A 17,618-nucleotide genomic window follows, 5' to 3' on the forward strand; every position below is an offset into this window, starting at 1 on the left:
TCTCCGGCGGCGGCCACCAGCGTGGCCGTCGAATTGCTTGACCGCTTCCGGGAATCGACACCACCGGAAGCGGACATCATGTGCCTGGGCGACGACCCGAATTGCCACGCCTTCGAAGCGCATCGCCGCCAGTTCCGGCGTGACCTCGAGCCGGAGCGGCGCGCCTTCCTGAAGAGCGGCTTCGCGGCGACGGGCGCTGCAGCGGCGGCCTTCGCGGCCGGCGGCCCCTCGCTGGTGAGCCCGGCTTTGGCGCAGGCCTCGGGCGCCAAGTTCGCCGCGACCGGCCATTACCATCTGCCCGCCAACGCCGAGACGGTGCATTGGGGCTTCTTCAGCCGCAGCCTCAAGCCGCAGGTCGAGATCGGCTCTGGCGATTTCGTGACGATCGAGACGCTGACCCATCAGGCCAGCGACGATGCCGAGCGGATGATCCAGGGCGATCCGGGCGCCGAGAGCGTCTACCTCTGGACCAAGGACAAGATGGGCGTCTCGCCCCGCGGTGCGGGCGCAATGGACGCCAAGATCGGCCCCGGCGGCGGTCTCGGCGTGCATATCTGCACCGGCCCGGTGGCGATCCGCGGCGCAGGGCCCGGCGACGTGCTGGAGGTCCGCATCCTCGACGTGGCGCCCCGCCCCAGCGCCAACCCGAAATACAAGGGGCTCGCCTTCGGCAGCAACGCGGCCGCGTGGTGGGGCTTCCACTACAAGGACCTGATCACCGGCGACAAACCCCGGGAGGTGGTGACCATCTACGAGGTCGACGCCACAGGCGCGCGCGACTGGGCGCGGGCGGTCTACAGCTTCCGCTGGCCCGGCGTCACCGACCCGTTCGGGGTCGCGCATCCGACCATCGACTATCCCGGCCTGCCGGTCGACCATGCCAAGACGCAGAAGACCTTCGATGTGCTGAAGGGGATCCGCGTGCCGATCCGCCCGCATTTCGGCACGCTGGGCGTCGCGCCCGCCGAGGCCGACCGGGTCAACACCATCCCGCCGAGCTATACCGGCGGCAACATCGACAATTGGCGGATCGGCAAGGGCGCGACGCTCTACTTCCCCGTCGCGGTGCCGGGGGCGCTGTTCTCGGTGGGCGATCCCCATGCCAGCCAGGGCGATTCCGAATTGTGCGGGACCGCGATCGAGTGCTCGCTCACCGGCACCTTCCAGTTCGTCCTGCACAAGAAGGCCGACCTGCTCGGCTCGCCGCTGGAAGCCCTCGACTTCCCGATGATCGAGACGAAGGACGATTGGGTCCTGTCCGGGTTCAGCTACCCGAACTACCTGCGCGACCTCGGTCCGGATGCCCAGGCGGCGATTTTCGAGAAGTCGTCGATCGACCTCGCCATGCGCGACGCGTTCCGCAAGATGCGCCAGTTCCTGATGCACGCGAAGGGACTGACCGAGGACGAGGCGATCTCGCTGATGTCGGTGGCGGTCGATTTCGGGATCACGCAGGTCGTGGACGGCAATTGGGGCGTCCACGCGGTGGTCAAAAAGGCAATATTTCCCGATCGGGTCGCCTAGCCGATCTCGACCCGACCTTCGAGGCCAGTGACGCGCCCGAGGCCGCGGACCCGGTTCAGCAGGCGGTCACCGTTCAGGGCTGCCCAGTCCCGCGGCAGCCGCAGGACGACCCGCCCGTCCTCGACGGTCAGCGGCGCTTGGCCGAGGGCGCCACCCATCCCGGCCGAGATCGGGAACGCGACCCGCAACAGCGCCCCGAGCAGGCGCGCCCGCTCGAACAGGCGCGGCCCGGCGACAGTGCGCAGGATCGGATTGGCCTTCTCCGGCGCGAGCCCGGTATGCCGGAGCGAGACTGCCAGCGCCAGATAGGCCCGACCCGGGTGGTCGACGCCCACGAAGGCGGCGTTCTGGATCGCCGCGATGCTCTGCTGGTCTCGGTAATCGGGGTGGGCGCGCCAGCCGACATCCGAGAGCAGGCAGGCCGCGTGCCTCAGGCGGCGCTCGTCCGCGGTCTCGTGGCCGTCGAGGGTCGTCACGAACCGGTCGGTCCAGGCGATCAGTTCCTCGCCGTGCTGGGGCGCGCGGGAGCGCAGGGTGTTGAACTCCGCCGCCGAGGCCAGGAGCGGATCGATCAGCCGGGCGTCGCGGTCGAGCTGCTCGAACAGCAGGCCCTCGCGGACACCGGAAGCCGAGATCGCGACCTCCCGTGGGCGGCCGACCCGGATGATCTCCTCCAGCACCACCGCACCGTAGGCGAGGAGCGGGCGCCGCGCCTCGGAGATCGCATCGACATCCTGGAGCAGGGCGACGTCGGTCTGCTCGACGAGCTGCAGGAAGGTCAATTCGTCGCTCGGCTCCACGGTGTAGCCGTGCATCACGTGGACCGGGTAGCCGCGGGCGGCCATGTGCAGTCGCGCCAGCGCGCGCCACGTGCCGCCGACCGCGTAGAAGGTCCGCCCGCGCAGGGTTTCGAGCTGCGGCACCGCCTTGCGCATGTGTTCGCGCGCGATCTTGGCGGCCTTCTTCACTGAGCCGCCGGAGAGATCCTGAAGGGCGAGGCCGCCGAGCGGCATGGTCACGCCCTGCCCGACCACGGTGCCGCGGACATCCACGAGTTCGAGCGAGCCGCCGCCCATGTCGCCCACAACCCCGTCGGGGGCGTGAAAGCCGGAGATGACGCCCATCGCCGAGAGTTCCGCCTCGCGCCGGCCGGACAGGAGCTGGATGTCCTGGCCGCAGGCCACCTCCGCGGCGCGCAGGAAGTCGGGGCCGTTCTCCGCATCGCGGGCCGCCGCGGTCGCCAGCACGAAGACCCGAGACACCCGCATGGTCTCGCACAGCACCCGGAACCGGGCCAGCGCGGCGAGCGCCCGCGCGACCGCCTCGTCATTCAGCCGGCCCGTGGTCAGGACGTTGCGCCCGAGGCCGCACAGGACCTTCTCGTTGTAGAGCGGGGTCGGCGCCCGGGTTAGGCCGTCATAGGCGACGAGCCGGACCGAGTTCGATCCGATGTCGATGATGGCCACCGGAGCGTGCGCGGCGACCACGGACCGCTCCGTCGGATGCGCGAGGATGAGATTGGCGCGAGAGCTGCCCAAACGTCCATGTCCTTGAGTGAGCGCGGCGGGCTCGCTGGACGCACCGCCGGTGCGATCCGGGGCCGTGGCCGGTCGCGCTGCGACCGATGTCGGCTCCGGACCCATGATGTCACGGCCCGGCGGCCGGTCGGGAAACCATGTCGGCGGCGGGGAAACCACATGGCCTTGCGTCGACGGGCGGGTACGTCCTTTGCGCAAATCTTGGATCGTCCGCAAGTTCCTCGCGCAGAAGCGCAGGGCGTCCGCGCGAAACCTGTCGAGCTTCCGGCGCATGCGGGGGACGTCTAGGCGCGCTGCGCCCGCCGGCTCAACGCACGGGGGCTCGACTTCTTCGACGCCTTGCCGCGTCCGGAGAGACTGGGATTCGTCATGAAGTACTTGTGCGCGTTGAAGGGTTCCTCGCCATCCGCCGGCTGGATCCGCTCACACCCGCCGGAGGCGAGCAGCCGCCAGCTCTGACGGTTGTCCAGGAGGTTCGCCAGCATGATCTGGTCGAGCACCTGCTGATGCACCGTGGGATTCGTGATCGGCAGCAGCGCCTCGACACGCCGGTCGAGGTTCCGACTCATCAGGTCGGCCGACGAGATGTAGACCGTCGCCTTTGGATGAGGCAGCCCGACGCCGTTTCCGAAGGCGTAGATGCGCCCGTGCTCCAGGAAGCGCCCGACGATCGATTTGACCCGGATCGTCTCCGACAGGCCCGGGATGCCAGGCCGCAGGCAGCAGATGCCGCGCACCACGCAGTCGATCTGCACTCCGGCCTCCGAGGCGTCGTAGAGCGCGTCGATGATCTGGGCATCCACCAGGGAGTTGCACTTGATCCAGATCGCCGCCGGGCGGCCCGCCTTCGCGTGGGCGACCTCGGCCTCGATGTGCTCCAGTAGCTTGTTCTTCGCCGTCAGCGGCGAGACCGCCATGCGCTCCAGCTCGGCGGGCTCCGCGTAGCCGGTGATGAAGTTGAAGATCCGCGACACGTCCCGGGCGATCGCCGGATCCGCCGTGAAGAACGACAGGTCCGTGTAGATGCGCGCCGTGATCGGGTGGTAATTGCCGGTGCCGACATGGCAGTAGGTGACGAGCTTGTCGCCCTCGCGCCGGACCACCAGCGACAGCTTGGCGTGGGTCTTCAGCTCCACGAAGCCGAACACCACCTGCGCGCCTGCCTTCTCCAGGTTGCGCGCCCAGCGGATATTTGCCTCCTCGTCGAAGCGGGCCTTCAGCTCGACGAGCGCGGTCACCGACTTGCCGAGCTCGGCCGCCTCGGCCAGCGCCGCCACGATCGGCGAGTTCGACGAGGTGCGGTACAGCGTCTGCTTGATCGCCACCACGTTCGGGTCGCGGGCCGCCTGGGCCAGGAACTGCACCACCGAGTCGAAGGACTCGTAGGGGTGGTGGACAATGAAGTCCTTCTGCCGGATCGCCGCGAACACGTCGCCGCCGCTTTCGCGGATGCGCTCCGGGAAGCGTGGGTTGTAGGGCTTGAACTTCAGATCCGGCCGGTCGATCCCGACCACTTGGCTCAGTTCGTTGAGGGCCAGCATGCCCTCGACCAGGAACACCGCATCGGGGGCGATCTCGAGTTCGTCGACCACGAAGCCGCGCAGATCCTCCGCCATCCCGGCTTCGACTTCGAGGCGGATCACCACGCCACGGCGGCGCTGCTTCAACGCGGTCTCGAAGTGGAGAACGAGATCCTCCGCCTCCTCCTCGATCTCGAGGTCGGAGTCGCGCACCACCCGGAAGGCGCCGCTGCTCCTCACGAGGTAGCCGGGGAACAGGCGGCCGGTGAACATCCCGATCACCTGCTCGATCGGGATCAGGCGTGCCGCGGTCTCGCTGTCGCTCACCGGCAGGCGCACGAAACGGTCGATGACGCCCGGCAGGCGGATCAGGGCGCGCAGGGTCCGCCCGTCCTTGGGCCGCACCAGCGTCAGCGCGATCGTGGTGCCGAGATTCGGAATGAACGGGAACGGGTGGGCCGGGTCGATCGCCAGCGGCGTCAGCACCGGGAAGACATGGGTCAGGAAGTAGTCTTCGAGCCACGTGGTCTGCTCGGCGGTGAGCGCGGCAGGCTCGACGATGTCGATGTCCGAGGCGTGCAGCTCCTCGCGCAGCTCGCGCCAGCGCGCCTGCTGGTCCGCCCCCAGCCGCGCGGTTTCCGTGCCGATCCGTACCAGCTGCTCGGAGGGCGACAGGCCGTCCTGGGACGGAACCGTGAGGCCGGCGCGCACCTGATCGATCAGGCCCGCCACACGGACCATGAAGAACTCGTCGAGGTTGTTCGCCGAGATCGACAGGAAGCGCAGGCGCTCCAGCAGCGGATGATTGGGGTTCGAGGCCTCTTCCAGCACGCGCCTGTTGAATTGCAGCCAGGACAATTCACGGTTCACGAACCGCTCCGGCGAGTGCCGCAGCCCGCGCCCGGCTTCGAGCACCGACTCGCGCGCCGCGTCCGCCTGGGGCTCCTCGGGCTGGGCGACGACGGCCGGCCATTCATCGGTCGTGTCCGAGATCGCGGCGGCCGTGGCTGCCGGAGCACTGGCCGTCGGCGCAGTGTTCTGTGGCCCGGTTGCCGCCCGCGGCGCGGCCGTTGCGGTCTGGGCTGCCGTCGCTGTCCGGGGCCGTGTCGCGGCCGGCTTCGGTTGCGCGGCGGGTTTCGGCTGCGCGATGGGCTTGGGCTGCGCGGTCGGTTCGGGCTGCGCGGCAGGCGCAGAGGCTAGACTCGTCGCGGCGGTGGCACCCGCCGGCATTCGCCGGACGGCCGGAGCGCGCCGGGTGGTCGGATGGGACGCGGGATGCCGACGGGGTTCCGCGGCCTCGTCGGCGGCTTCGCGTTCCGTGGGCTTCTGCGTCGAATCCATTCCTGTTCCCTGTCCCTCATCACGGCTTTGCGCGAAGGCGCGCGTTCTACAACGTCCACCCCGAGCCATCACGACAGTTTCGTGACGAACCCGGGATTCCAGGATCAGCCGTCCGGATCGGACTCGTCGTCGAAGCCCATCCGCCGCAGCACGGCGAGGGCGAGCGGGCGGCTGATCCGCCGTTGGCGGCCCAGGGCATCCCGGTCGAGTTCGGCGACGACATCACGGGCGCGCCCGAGGGACCGGTCGATCCGCAGGGCCAGCGAATCGATAACGCTCAGATCGACCACGAGTTGGCGGTCCACGAACAGTTTCACCAGCACGGCCCGCAGCAGGGCGTCGTCGGGCTCTCGAATCGCGATTCCCGGCGCGAGGCGCAGGCGCGAGCGCAGGTCGGGCGTGGCGAGATTGAGCGCATCGATCCCGGTGCCGCTGGTCAGCAGCAACGGGCATCCGCGTTCACGGGCGCGGTTCAGGAGGTGGAACAGCGCCGCCTCGTCCCGGTCCTGCGCCCGGTCGATATCCTCGATCACGAGCGCCCCGTTGGACACGAGGTGCTGGACCGCATCCGCATTGATGTCGCCGGCCTGAACGGTCCAGGCATGGGCGCGCTCGGCCCAGATCGCCGCCAGGTGACTCTTGCCGCTGCCGGATGGGCCGGTCAGCACCAGCACGCTGTCGGGCCAGTTGGGCCAGGCCTCGATCAGTGCGTAGGCGGCCTCGTTGGCCGGACCCACGAGGAAATCCTCACGGCCGTAGCGCGGATCGAGCGGCAGGTCGAAGGCGAGCTGCCGCGGTGGTACGTTCTCAGGCATGCCCACTCAGGATCACCCCGCACTGGCGCAGGTCAAGGGCCGTTCTTCCAAGCGGATCGATGGTCGGGCGGCCCGGCGCCGACTCGCGCAACGCGCGGTTAGCCGCTAGAGCGGGCCGATCAATCACCGAGGTGGCGCGGGCATGACGGCCAGGGACGGCAAAGAGCCGACGACGAGGCTGACCTATGCGGCGGCGGGCGTCGATATCGACGCCGGCAACGCCATGGTCGAGACGATCAAGCCGCTGGTGCGCTCGACCCGGCGCCCCGGGGCCGATGCCGAGATCGGCGGCTTCGGCGGCCTGTTCGACCTGAAGGCCGCGGGTTTCCGCGATCCGATCCTGGTGGCGGCCAACGACGGCGTCGGCACCAAGGTCAAGATCGCGATCGAGACCGGGCGTCACGCTACGATCGGCATCGACCTCGTGGCGATGTGCGTCAACGACATCATCGTGCAGGGCGCTGAGCCGCTGTTCTTCCTCGACTATTATGCCACCGGCAAGCTGGTGCCGGGGGTCGGCGCCGACATCGTGCGCGGTATCGCCGAGGGGTGCCGTCAGGCCGGGTGCGCGCTGATCGGCGGCGAGACCGCCGAAATGCCGGGCCTCTATGACGGTTCGGATTACGACCTCGCGGGGTTCTCGGTCGGCGCCGCCGAGCGGGGCAGCCTGCTGCCGCGTCCGGGCATCCGCCCCGGCGACGTGGTGCTCGGCCTGCCCTCCTCCGGGGTGCATTCCAATGGCTTTTCGCTGGTCCGCCGGATCGTCGCCAAGACCGGTCTCGGCTGGGACGCGTCCGCGCCCTTCGCGCCGGAGATGAGCCTCGGCGAGGCGCTGCTGACGCCGACCCGGATCTACGTGAAGCCCCTGCTCGCGGCGCTCGGCGCCACCGACGGCATCCGCGCGCTCGCGCACATCACCGGCGGCGGCTTCCCCGACAACCTGCCCCGGGTCCTGCCGGACGATGTCGGCATCAGCGTCGACCTCGACGCCGTGACCCCGCCGCCGGTGTTCGGCTGGCTCGCCCGGGAGGGCGACGTCGCCGAAGCCGAGATGCTGCGCACGTTCAATTGCGGGATCGGCATGGTGGTGATCGCCGCTGCCGACGCGGTGGACGATGTCGACGAGGCCCTGACCCGGGCCGGCGAGACCCCGGTGCGCCTCGGCCGCATCACGCCGCGGGGACCCGAGGCGGTGACCTTCAGCGGGCGCCTCGCTCTCTGATGGCGACCACGGGGAAGATGCGGGTCGCGGTCCTGATCTCGGGGCGCGGCTCGAACATGGTGGCGCTGCTCGAAGCGGCGCGGGACCCGGCCTATCCGGCCGAGATCGTCCTGGTCCTGTCGAACCGGCCCGATGCGGCGGGCCTCGCCCGGGCCGCCGAGGCCGGCATCCCGACGGGGATCATCGACCACACGGCCTTTCCGGATCGCGCCCGCTTCGATGCCGCGCTCGATGCCGAACTCCGGGCCGCGTCCGTCGAGCTGGTCTGCCTCGCGGGCTTCATGCGGATCCTGACGCCGGGCTTCGTCGCCGGCTGGGCGGGGCGGATGATCAACATTCATCCGTCGCTGCTGCCCCTGTTCAAGGGCACGCACACGCACCGTCAGGCGCTCGACGCGGGCGTGCGCCTGCACGGCTGCACCGTCCATTTCGTGGTGCCGGAACTCGATGCCGGTCCGATCCTGGCCCAGGCCGCGATCCCGGTCCGTCAGGACGACGATCCCGACAGTCTCGCCGACCGCGTGATCGTGCAGGAGCGGCGGCTTTATCCGGCGGTGCTCGCCCTGGTGGCGGGCGGGCGGGCCCGCCTGGAGGGGGATCGCGTGATCGTCGCCGAGGAGGCCCCGGAGGGCGTCCTGTTCAGCGTATAAGGGGATTCCGAAGGGACGAGTCCCTTCGGCAGGGTCCGGGGCGGCGCCCCGGTGATCCTCAGACCGGCCGCTGCAGCTTGCAGCTGTCCAGTGCCGAGAGCGCCTTGGCGCGTGCGGTATCGTTGAAATAGCCGGTCGCCCGATAGGCTTCGATCTCGGAGGCGTCGAGGCTGCGCAGGGTCTGCCGGGCGTAGCAGCTGCAGGGACGCTCCAGGGATGCCTCGGGGGCGCTGGTCAGGCGGGCCTGGACGATCGTGCAGGCGTGGCGCACGCGCCCTTCGAGGTTCGCCTTGGTGGCGGTCTTGAGCGCGGGGTCCGGCTCGTATTGCTGGAACGGGGCCGAGGATCCGCCCGCGAGGGCGGCGGTCGCGCCGAGGGCGATGAGACCGGTCGCGATCAGCAGGGGCAGGCGGCGCATCGTCATGGGGGTCCTAGTCCAGGGCTGAAATTGATCAAGCTCGGCCGTTGGACGCCTCCAGGCTCCCGTCCGTCAATGGCGGGCCGGACACACAGGGCGGCATTCACTGCACCCCGAAGCGCGCGGGGGAACGATGGCGGCCCGGTGTGCCCGGCCCGCCACCGCCTTGAGGATCAGCCGACGATGTCGGAATCCTGGAAGAACTGCGCGATCTCGAGCTTGGCGTTCTCGGCGCTGTCCGAACCGTGGACGGTGTTCTCACCGACCGATTCCGCGAACTTCTTGCGGATCGTGCCATCGGCGGCCTGGGCGGGGTTCGTCGCGCCCATGACCTCACGGTACTTCGCCACGGCGTTCTCGCCTTCCAGAACCTGGACCACCACCGGGCCGGAGGTCATGAAGCTGGTGAGCTCACCGAAGAACGGGCGCTCCTTGTGCACCTCGTAGAATGTCTCGGCCTGGGCCTGGCTCATGCGAATGCGGCGCTGGCCGACGATGCGCAGGCCGGCCTCCTCGATCACCGCGTTGACGGCGCCCGTGAGGTTCCGCCGCGTGGCGTCGGGCTTGAGGATCGAGAAGGTGCGCTCGGTGGCCATGATGCGTCCGGTCCGTCTGTGGAAAAGGCGTACGGCGCGTCGGGATGCCGGCCGCGCCGCATGAGCGAAAATTTCGCTTCGGCGCCGGGCTTATAGCGGTGGGTCCGCAGGGTCTCAAGCGGCGCCGGGTGAACCCGACCCGCAAGCGTGGCCGTGGCTCCGCCGCAACACCGCCGAAAATTCGCCTGATTGCGACGGCTCACTCCCGCTCCATCGACTTCGTCCATCCCCCGGGCGTCTGCGACGCCCCCTTCACGGAGACGAACCATGCGCATCGCTCTCAGCGCCGCCCTGCTCCTCACCGGCCTCTCGGCCGCCACCGCAGACACCGGCAAGGATCCCTCCGGCACGTGGCTGACCGGCGATGGCCGCGCCAAGATCCGGATCGACCGGTGCGGCCCAGGCCAGAAGCTGGTCTGCGGCAAGGTCGTGTGGCTCAAGCTGCCGACCACCGAGTCCGGCGCGCCGCGCACCGACCTCAAGAACCCCGATCCGAAGAAGCGCAGCCGCCCGGTCATGGGCCTACAGCTGATCGACGGGTTGAAGCCCGACGAGGAAAAATTCTCCGGCGAGATCTACAATATTGAGGAGGGCAAGATCTACACTGTCAGCCTCGAGCGGGAGAGCGAGGCCGAGCTCAGCGTCTCCGGCTGCATGCTCAAGATCCTGTGCGGCTCCCAGACCTGGACGCGGGTGCCGGACGTCAATCAGCAGGCCGCCAACAAGAACTGACGGCTGAAACGGTTCGTCAGATCGCCGCGAGGCCGCGCTGGACCGCCGGCCTCGCCAGCATGCTCTCCAGCCAGCGCCCCACGTTCGGCAGGGTTTCGATGGCGACACCCTGCTTGAAGTTGAGCTTGGCCCAGGTGAACGTCGCGATGTCGGCGATCGAGTAATCGTCGGCCAGATAGGCCCGACCCTCGAGGCGGCGCTCCAGCACGCCGTACAGGCGCTTCGCCTCGGCGGTGAAGCGTTCGATCGCGTACGGCACTTTCTCGGGCGCGTAAATCTTGAAATGGTGGGTCTGCCCGAGCATCGGCCCGAAGCCCGCGACCTGCCAGAACAGCCATTCGTCCACGAGAACGCGGGCGCGCTCGTCGGTAGGATAGAGCTGACCGGTCTTGCGCCCGAGATACTGCAGGATGGCGCCCGATTCGAACACAGAGATCGGCTCGCCGCCCGGTCCGTCGGGATCGACGATCGCCGGAATCTTATTGTTGGGCGAGAGCGCCAGGAAATCCGGCGCGAACTGCTCGTTCTTGCCGATGTCGACCGGGACGATCCTGTACGGGAGCCCGCACTCCTCCAGCATGATCGGAATCTTCCAGCCGTTCGGCGTGCTCCAGGTATGGACGTCGATCGGCCGCCCGGAAACCGCTGCCATGCTCTGCCTGCTCCTCGACCGTATCGCCGCGGCGCGGCGCCCCCACTGCCGGGTTCGGACAATCCCGGCAATGAAGACGATTTCCCCGTCGCGCTCAAGGGCTCAACGGCAGGAGCGGCTGGCGGTTCAAGATCCGCGCTGTGATGCACTGCCTGTTGGCAGCGTCCGGTCGACCCTTGCCGACCCCACGCGGGCGCGGCGAGATAGGCGACCGGGGCGTCGCCATGGCGCCGTGGGGGACCGAGACGATGATCAGCCGATTCGTGACGATCGTGGGGCTTGCCGTGCCGCTGCTCGCCGCCCAGACGCTGCTGGCGAAGGATGCGCCCGCAAAACCTCCGGCCGCCGCCGAGGCGCCGGCCACCGCACCGGGCACCCCGGCTACCAAGGAGCTGACGCCCGGCCAGACCGCCGCGCGCACCCGCCAGAAGACGTGTGGCTCCGAGTGGCGCGCGCTCACCGACGCGCAGAAGGCCGCGCAGGGTCCGAAGTGGCCCCAATACTGGAGCAAGTGCAATAAGCGCCTGAAGGGCGGCGATAAGGCCTAAGGCGCGCGAACTGCGACGCGTCTCATTCGTTCCTAACGCCGGAGCTGCGGACCACCGGGGTACGAATTGTGACGCACGAAGGCCTGCCCCGGTGGATGCCGCGCGCCGTTTCCGTCGAAGCGGAGGCTGGATCGGCGCGCGCCGTTCTGTCGAACCGAAGCCGCGGGGCTGTGCCGGGCCGGCCCCGGCATGGCTGAGTCGTCGGCCACCGGCGTGGGTCCGGTCTCGCCGATCGATCGGGTGATCGGGTTTCTCGACGCCTGGGTGCCCAAGCCCGCGGCCTGGGCCTTCGCCCTGCGCGTCTGGATCGCCATGATGCTGGCGCTGGCGGCGGCCTTCTGGCTGCAGCTCGACAGCGCCTCCTCGGCCGCCACCTGCGTGGCGATCCTGGCCCAGCCGAAGCGCGGGCAGGCCATCTCCAAGGCCGTTTATCGCCTGCTCGGCACGCTGATCGGTGCGGTGGTGTCGATCGTCGTCGTCGCGCTGTTCGGGCAGGACCGGGTCCTGCTGTTCACCAGCGTCACGGTCTGGCTCGGCCTGTGCGTGTTCGTGGCGCAGTATCTCCAGGATACCCGCGCCTATGGGGCGATGCTGTCGGGCTACACGGTTGCGATCATTGCGCTGGGACAGATCGACGATCCTCAGGGGGCCTTCGATGCCGCCGTCTCGCGCGTCGCCGTGATCGTCCTCGGTATCGTGGCGATCACCTTCATCAACGATGCCCTCGCCTCCCCGAGCACGTGGCGGACCCTGCTGCCGCAGCTCCGCAAGGCCTGGGACGGGACGCGCGCCTACGCCCGTGAATCCCTGGCGCAAGGCGATCTCGGTGCCGCGCGCACCGCCGCGCTGATCCGGACGATCGCGCCGATGCGGGCCGATGCCAGCGCCATCGCGGGGGAACTCGACGACGGCCCCTTCCGGGCTGCCGGCGCGCGCAGCTGCATCGCCGCGCTGTACGTGATGGCGGCCTCGATCCGGACTGTGGCGGCGGCCAGCGCGAATCTGCGGAACCCGAGCCCAGCGGTCGCCGAGGCGCTGGCGATCTGCCGCCGAGTCGCCGATGCGCCCGATCCCGATAGCCTCGACCGCGACGATGAGCGCCTGCGCGATCTCGTAGATGAGGCCGTCCGGGACGGTCAAAGACCCCTCGACGAGGTGGTAATGCTTCAGCGCGCCCTGGATTTCGTCTGCGCGGCGACCTTCGCGCAGGACGGCATCGGGGCCGTGGCGGATGGCCACCAGCCTCTGCGCGATGCCAGCCTGCCGACCCACCGGGATTTTCCCGTCGCCCTGCGCGGCGCGCTCCGGGTCGCCTTGGGCTTCGCCGCCACCGCCGCAACCTTCGTGGCGCTCGGCCTGCCGCAGGCTTCCTTCGCGCTCGTCCAAGTGGCGGCGACCGCTTCCCTGTCCTCGGTGACGCCGGACCCGAAAAAGTTCGCCACCGGTGTCGTGATCGGGATGATTCTCGCGGCGACCTTCGCGGGCATCGCGCGCTTCGTCTTCCTCACCGGCGTCCAGGGCTTTCCGATGCTCGCCATGGTGATGGCGCCGGTGATCTTCTTCGGCTGCTTCCTGTCACTGAACCCGAAGACCTTCGGCATCGGCTTCATCGTGATCGTGTTCTTCCCGGTCCTGCTTGGACCCGCGAACCCCCAGACCTATGACGCGGAGACCTTTCTGCTGAACGCGTTCCTGGTCGTGGTCGCTGCAACCATCCTGTCGATCGTCGTCCGCCTTATCATCCCGGTGACGTCGGCGCAGAAGCGGGTCTTCGCGCTCGAATCCGCCCGCCGCGCGCTGGCGAACGCCCTCCTCGGCGAGGGCGGCGATGCCACGACGCGGACCAGCCTGAATGCCGACCGCCTGTTCCAGTTCGCCGCCTACAGCTCGGGGAGCGGCGCCGTGCGGCAGGCGAGCCTCTCGCACGCCTTCGCCGTGGCCCGGCTGGAGGCGGCGGCCGCCCGCGGCCATGCCGAGTTGCGACGGCTCTGGTCGACGACGGCCCTGCGCGACGCGATCCTGCGCGCCCGGGCCGGGCTGGCCACCGCGGACGATCGCGCTTTGGAAGCCTCCGCTGGCGATCTGATCCGCGCGGCCTCGCGGCAGGACCGGCGCGTGCGCCTCACGACGGCGCGGGCCGCCAGCGATCTCCTCACCGCGGCGCGTACCATCGCCCGACACCGCAGGTTCCTTCGGCGCATCGGCGTCGGAGCCGTGTCGCCCCTCAAGCGGACAGGTTGATCGCGCGCGAACATGATTGAAGACATTCACATCGGTGGGGTGCTGATCTCCTCATTCGTCGCCTACGCCCTGGCGGCCTTCGTCATCCTCCTGATTCTGCGCTGGGTCTTCGCCCGCATCCGCTTCAGCCGCTATGTTGCCAATGCCCCGCTCGCCGAGGCCGGCATCTACGTCTGTGTCCTCGCCCTGCTCATCGCGTTGATCTGATGCCCGAAACGACCGCCGACGAGGACGATCCCAAGCCCGCCGCCCGCGCGGGTACGACGGATCACAACGATCTTTTGCCGATTGTTCCGCGCCGGGGCCGGGCCGCCAAGGTCTTCCGCTTGGCCGCCACGGGCGTGATCCTGCTCGTCGCCTTCGTGGCGGCCGCCTATGTCTGGGAATTCTACGTCGCTGCACCCTGGACGCGCGACGGGACGGTGCGGGTGCAGGTCGCCAACATCGCCCCGCAGGTTGCCGGGCAAATCGTGGATGTGCGCGTCCATGACAACCAGAACGTACACAAGGGCGACGTGCTCTACGTGATCGACCCGGTCGATTTCGAGGTCAACGTGACCTCGGCCGATGCCGAGGTGAAGAACCGCGAGGCCGATCTACAGGTCAAGAACGCCCAGTCGGCCCGGCGGCAGGCCCTCACCACGGTTTCGACCTCGGTCGAGGAGAAGCAGCAATTTGCCGGTCAGGCCAAGATCGCCGAGGCCGCCCTGGAGAGCGCGCAGGCGCAGCTCCGGCAGGCCAAGATCAACCTCGAACGCACGCAGGTGAAATCCACCGTCAACGGCCGCGTCACCAACCTGCTGATGCGCGTGGGCGATTATGCCCGGACCGGAACGTCGAACATCAATGTGGTCGACACCGATTCCTACTGGATCGACGGCTACTTCGAAGAGACGAAGATGCCCAACATTCATGTCGGCGACCGGGCCGACGTCAAACTGATGGGCTTCGACCCGCGCCTCACCGGCACGGTGTCCAGCATCACCCTCGGCATCTCGACGGCGAACGCCGCTTCCAGCACGCAGGGCCTGCCGGACGTGAACCCGGTCTACACCTGGGTGCGGCTGGCGCAGCGCGTGCCGGTCCGGATCCGCATCGAGCACGTTCCGCCGGAGATCCCGCTGATCGCCGGCATGACGGCGACCGTCGTGGTCAATGGCGGCCGCGCGCCGGCGCCGACGTGGTTCATGGATCTGCGCGAGCGCGTTTCCGCCCTGACGCAGACGCCCACCGTCGAGGCCGACCGGCGCTGACGATACGTCGGATGTGACTTGATTTCAGTTCGCTGTGTCGTCTCAGCGGAAGTAAGAATGCGGGGCGTGTCCCTGACCGTTTGAGTGGAGTCGCTGACTGGCAAGCCGCCGGAAGGCCTATAGCGTCGACCCACACGCGATACGAACGCATCCTCCGATCGGGGCACCGGCTTGCCGGTCAGTCCAATTTAAAAGTCGCCGATTAGTTGGGGCACCATTGAAGTTTCTGCGCTGCCGTAAGATCGATCTAAGTGGTTGCGCCGCTTCGCGATGCATTGCGGCATGGCGCTGGCGGTCGGGAAAAAGCATTCCATCGGCATATTTGCAGTTGACCGACTGCAATGACGGGCGCAGTCTCACTGTGTGCTTCGCGATTGCAGGCACGGATCGGCCGGAAACCTTGAGGAGATCGGGTTTCGAAACGGTTGCGATTGGCTGAAACTGGAGGAGACAGGGATGACTCCACCGCAGCGGAACGCCGCATAGACGGTTTCGGGACAGGTTCGGCCCGGGCCTAGCGGCACCAGACGAACAGCCGGACGGAAGCGGCTCCAGGGGCGCAGAAGCGGCCGATACGGCACGCCTTCGAATGCGCGAAAAGCCCCAACTCGAGCCGTACCGCCGCGGTTTCTCTAGAGGATCGGAACACCCTCACCTGCCCGGCAGCGCCGCGGCGGGAATTTGTCGTGGCGGAGGACGAGACGGGCTCCCGCCCGGACCATGGCCTGCCGCTCGATTTACGGAGGCCGACGCGCTCCATCGGCGCGACCTGCCCCCTCTCCCGTGCGGGAGAGGGCTGGGGTGAGGGTCGAGAACTCTCAGGATAGGGCGCGTCATCGATGCGCCGACAGGATGTCCCTCTTTCGGGCAGTTCTCATCCCTCACCCTGTCCCTCTCCCGTGCGGGAGAGGGGACCCGCGCCGCGTTCATCAAAGGCGGTCTTACGCGCGTGCGGCGTTGCCGGCGGTTACGCCGGCCGATCCGCGTGCTCCACGATCCCACCTGCCCCCTTCTCTTGAGCCGCGCGTGCAGTAGCCGGGGATGAGGTCATGGGTGAGATGGTCGCTCGCTGCGAACCGTTCACGCGATCCCGAGCTTGGCCTTCAGGAGCGCGTTCACCGCGGCCGGATTGGCCTTGCCGCCCGTGGCCTTCATGGTCTGGCCGACGAACCAGCCGAGCAGCGTCGGCTTCTCCTTGGCCTGGGCGACCTTGTCGGGATTGGCCGCGATGATCTGGTCGATCGCCGCCTCGATGGCGCCGGTGTCGGTCACCTGCTTCATCCCGCGGCTCTCAACCAAAGCGCGCGGGTCGCCGCCCTCGGTCCAGACGATCTCGAACAGATCCTTGGCGATCTTGCCCGAGATCACGTCCTCGCCGATCAGGTCGACGATCGCACCGAGCTGGGCGGCCGAGACCGGGCTCGCCTCGATCGACAGGCCCTCCTTGTTGAGGCGGCCGAACAGCTCGTTGATCACCCAGTTGGCCGCGGCCTTGCCGTCCCGGCCTTTGGCGACCGCCTCGTAATAATCGGCCGAGGCCCGCTCGGCGACCAGCACGCCGGCATCGTAGGGCGAGAGGCCGTAATCCGCGACGAACCGCGCCTTCTTCGCGTCCGGCAGCTCGGGCAACCCCTCCGCCAGGCCGTCGACGAAGGCTTGGTCGAATTCGAGCGGCAGCAGGTCCGGATCGGGGAAGTAGCGGTAATCGTGCGCCTCCTCCTTGGAGCGCATGGAGCGCGTCTCGCCCTTGCCGGGATCGAACAGGCGGGTCTCCTGATCGATCGTGCCGCCATCCTCCAGGATCGCGATCTGGCGGCGCGCCTCGGTCTCGATCGCCTGCCCGATGAAGCGGATCGAGTTGACGTTCTTGATCTCGCAGCGGGTGCCCAAAGGCGCACCGGGAAGGCGCACCGAGACGTTCACGTCGGCGCGGAGCGAGCCCTTCTCCATGTCGCCGTCGCAGGTGCCGAGATAGCGCAGGATCGTGCGCAGCTTGGTGACGTAGGCCTTCGCCTCTTCGGACGAGCGCAGGTCCGGCCGGGAGACGATCTCCATCAGCGCCACGCCCGAGCGGTTGAGATCGACGAAGCTGCGGGTCGGGTCCTGATCGTGCAGCGACTTGCCGGCATCCTGCTCCAGGTGCAGGCGCTCGATGCCGACGGTGATCGAGGAGCCGTCGGCCATGTCGACCAGCACTTCGCCCTCGCCGACGATCGGGTCCTTGTACTGCGAGATCTGGTAGCCCTGCGGCAGATCCGGGTAGAAGTAGTTCTTCCGGTCGAACACCGAGCGCAGATTGATCTGGGCCTTGAGGCCGAGACCGGTGCGCACCGCCTGGGCGATGCATTCGGCGTTGATCACCGGCAGCATGCCGGGCATCGCGGCATCGACCAGCGAGACGTGGTCGTTCGGTTCGGCCCCGAACTCGGTGGAGGCGCCGGAGAACAGCTTCGCCCGGCTGGAGACCTGGGCATGAACCTCCATGCCGACGATCACCTCCCAATCGTGGAGGCCGCCCTTGATCAGCTTCTTGGGGTCGACGGGTGCGTTCATGGTCGTCCGGGCCGA

At 68.6% G+C, this 17,618-nt stretch carries 15 protein-coding genes; 8 read left to right on the plus strand and 7 right to left on the minus strand.

The genetic code is table 11. The features are described from left to right. The first annotated feature begins 78 nt into the window (after window positions 1-78). The gene (locus MKK63_RS06900; protein WP_244000007.1) at window positions 79-1,524 is read left to right on the plus strand and encodes an acetamidase/formamidase family protein; all 1,446 of its coding nucleotides are present in this window, start codon (window positions 79-81) and stop codon (window positions 1,522-1,524) included. Here the strand turns inward: MKK63_RS06900 and ppx are convergent. From ppx to MKK63_RS06915, 3 genes are all read right to left on the minus strand, one after another. Then, complete coding sequence (gene ppx, locus MKK63_RS06905) at window positions 1,521-3,062, minus strand: exopolyphosphatase (RefSeq protein ID WP_279574545.1); 1,542 nt, start codon at window positions 3,060-3,062, stop codon at window positions 1,521-1,523. The two genes, MKK63_RS06900 and ppx, sit on opposite strands and share 4 nt — an antisense overlap. Window positions 3,063-3,346: 284 nt before the next feature. Next, entirely contained in the window at window positions 3,347-5,923 is a 2,577-nt protein-coding gene (locus tag MKK63_RS06910; protein WP_244000011.1) for an RNA degradosome polyphosphate kinase, read from the minus strand. Between the two features lie 104 nt (window positions 5,924-6,027). Next, window positions 6,028-6,738 (minus strand): DnaA ATPase domain-containing protein, encoded by a 711-nt coding sequence (locus MKK63_RS06915; RefSeq protein WP_244000014.1) that lies wholly within the window; start codon window positions 6,736-6,738, stop codon window positions 6,028-6,030. Window positions 6,739-6,880: 142 nt separating this feature from the next. Between MKK63_RS06915 and purM the strand changes: the two genes are divergently transcribed. Both purM and purN read left to right on the plus strand, forming a co-directional pair. Further along, entirely contained in the window at window positions 6,881-7,960 is a 1,080-nt protein-coding gene (gene purM / locus MKK63_RS06920) for a phosphoribosylformylglycinamidine cyclo-ligase (protein WP_244000016.1), read from the plus strand. Next, the gene (gene purN / locus MKK63_RS06925; RefSeq protein ID WP_244000017.1) at window positions 7,960-8,610 is read left to right on the plus strand and encodes a phosphoribosylglycinamide formyltransferase; all 651 of its coding nucleotides are present in this window, start codon (window positions 7,960-7,962) and stop codon (window positions 8,608-8,610) included. The genes purM and purN overlap by 1 nt, the downstream gene beginning before the upstream one ends. A gap of 58 nt (window positions 8,611-8,668) precedes the next feature. On the opposite strand, the gene MKK63_RS06930 is transcribed toward purN, so the two are convergent. Together MKK63_RS06930 and ndk are read right to left on the minus strand one after the other, a co-directional pair. Then, window positions 8,669-9,034, minus strand: a complete 366-nt coding sequence (locus MKK63_RS06930; RefSeq protein WP_244000019.1) for a hypothetical protein — start codon at window positions 9,032-9,034, stop codon at window positions 8,669-8,671. Window positions 9,035-9,201: 167 nt separating this feature from the next. Then, on the minus strand, window positions 9,202-9,624 hold the full coding sequence (gene ndk, locus MKK63_RS06935) for a nucleoside-diphosphate kinase (RefSeq protein WP_244000021.1): 423 nt from the start codon (window positions 9,622-9,624) through the stop codon (window positions 9,202-9,204). Window positions 9,625-9,891: 267 nt separating this feature from the next. Here ndk and MKK63_RS06940 point away from each other — a divergent pair, with 267 nt between their 5' ends. Continuing rightward, complete coding sequence (locus MKK63_RS06940; protein ID WP_244000023.1) at window positions 9,892-10,356, plus strand: DUF2147 domain-containing protein; 465 nt, start codon at window positions 9,892-9,894, stop codon at window positions 10,354-10,356. 16 nt (window positions 10,357-10,372) lie between these two features. Here the strand turns inward: MKK63_RS06940 and MKK63_RS06945 are convergent, their stop codons facing one another. After that, window positions 10,373-11,008: a glutathione S-transferase N-terminal domain-containing protein gene (locus MKK63_RS06945; RefSeq protein ID WP_244000025.1), complete on the minus strand. Its 636-nt coding sequence runs from the start codon at window positions 11,006-11,008 to the stop codon at window positions 10,373-10,375. A gap of 248 nt (window positions 11,009-11,256) precedes the next feature. Between MKK63_RS06945 and MKK63_RS06950 the strand changes: the two genes are divergently transcribed. The 4 genes from MKK63_RS06950 (at window position 11,257) to MKK63_RS06965 (ending at window position 15,050) form a co-directional block, all read left to right on the plus strand. Beyond that, window positions 11,257-11,556, plus strand: a complete 300-nt coding sequence (locus MKK63_RS06950; protein WP_244000027.1) for a hypothetical protein — start codon at window positions 11,257-11,259, stop codon at window positions 11,554-11,556. 189 nt (window positions 11,557-11,745) lie between these two features. Then, window positions 11,746-13,797 carry an FUSC family protein gene (locus MKK63_RS06955; protein WP_244000029.1) on the plus strand — a complete coding sequence of 684 codons (2,052 nt, stop codon included), beginning with the start codon at window positions 11,746-11,748 and terminating at the stop codon, window positions 13,795-13,797. Between the two features lie 12 nt (window positions 13,798-13,809). Beyond that, window positions 13,810-14,004, plus strand: coding sequence for a DUF1656 domain-containing protein (locus MKK63_RS06960; protein WP_244000031.1), 195 nt, complete (start codon window positions 13,810-13,812; stop codon window positions 14,002-14,004). Then, window positions 14,004-15,050 carry an HlyD family secretion protein gene (locus MKK63_RS06965; protein ID WP_244000034.1) on the plus strand — a complete coding sequence of 349 codons (1,047 nt, stop codon included), beginning with the start codon at window positions 14,004-14,006 and terminating at the stop codon, window positions 15,048-15,050. The genes MKK63_RS06960 and MKK63_RS06965 overlap by 1 nt, the downstream gene beginning before the upstream one ends. Window positions 15,051-16,130: 1,080 nt before the next feature. Here the strand turns inward: MKK63_RS06965 and gatB are convergent. Beyond that, a complete protein-coding gene (gatB, locus tag MKK63_RS06970) occupies window positions 16,131-17,603 on the minus strand; it encodes an Asp-tRNA(Asn)/Glu-tRNA(Gln) amidotransferase subunit GatB (protein ID WP_244000036.1) in 1,473 nt (490 codons plus the stop codon). Between the last annotated feature and the right edge of the window lie 15 nt (window positions 17,604-17,618).

This window comes from Methylobacterium sp. J-088 (genome assembly GCF_022829295.1).
Classification (GTDB): Bacteria; Pseudomonadota; Alphaproteobacteria; order Rhizobiales; family Beijerinckiaceae; genus Methylobacterium.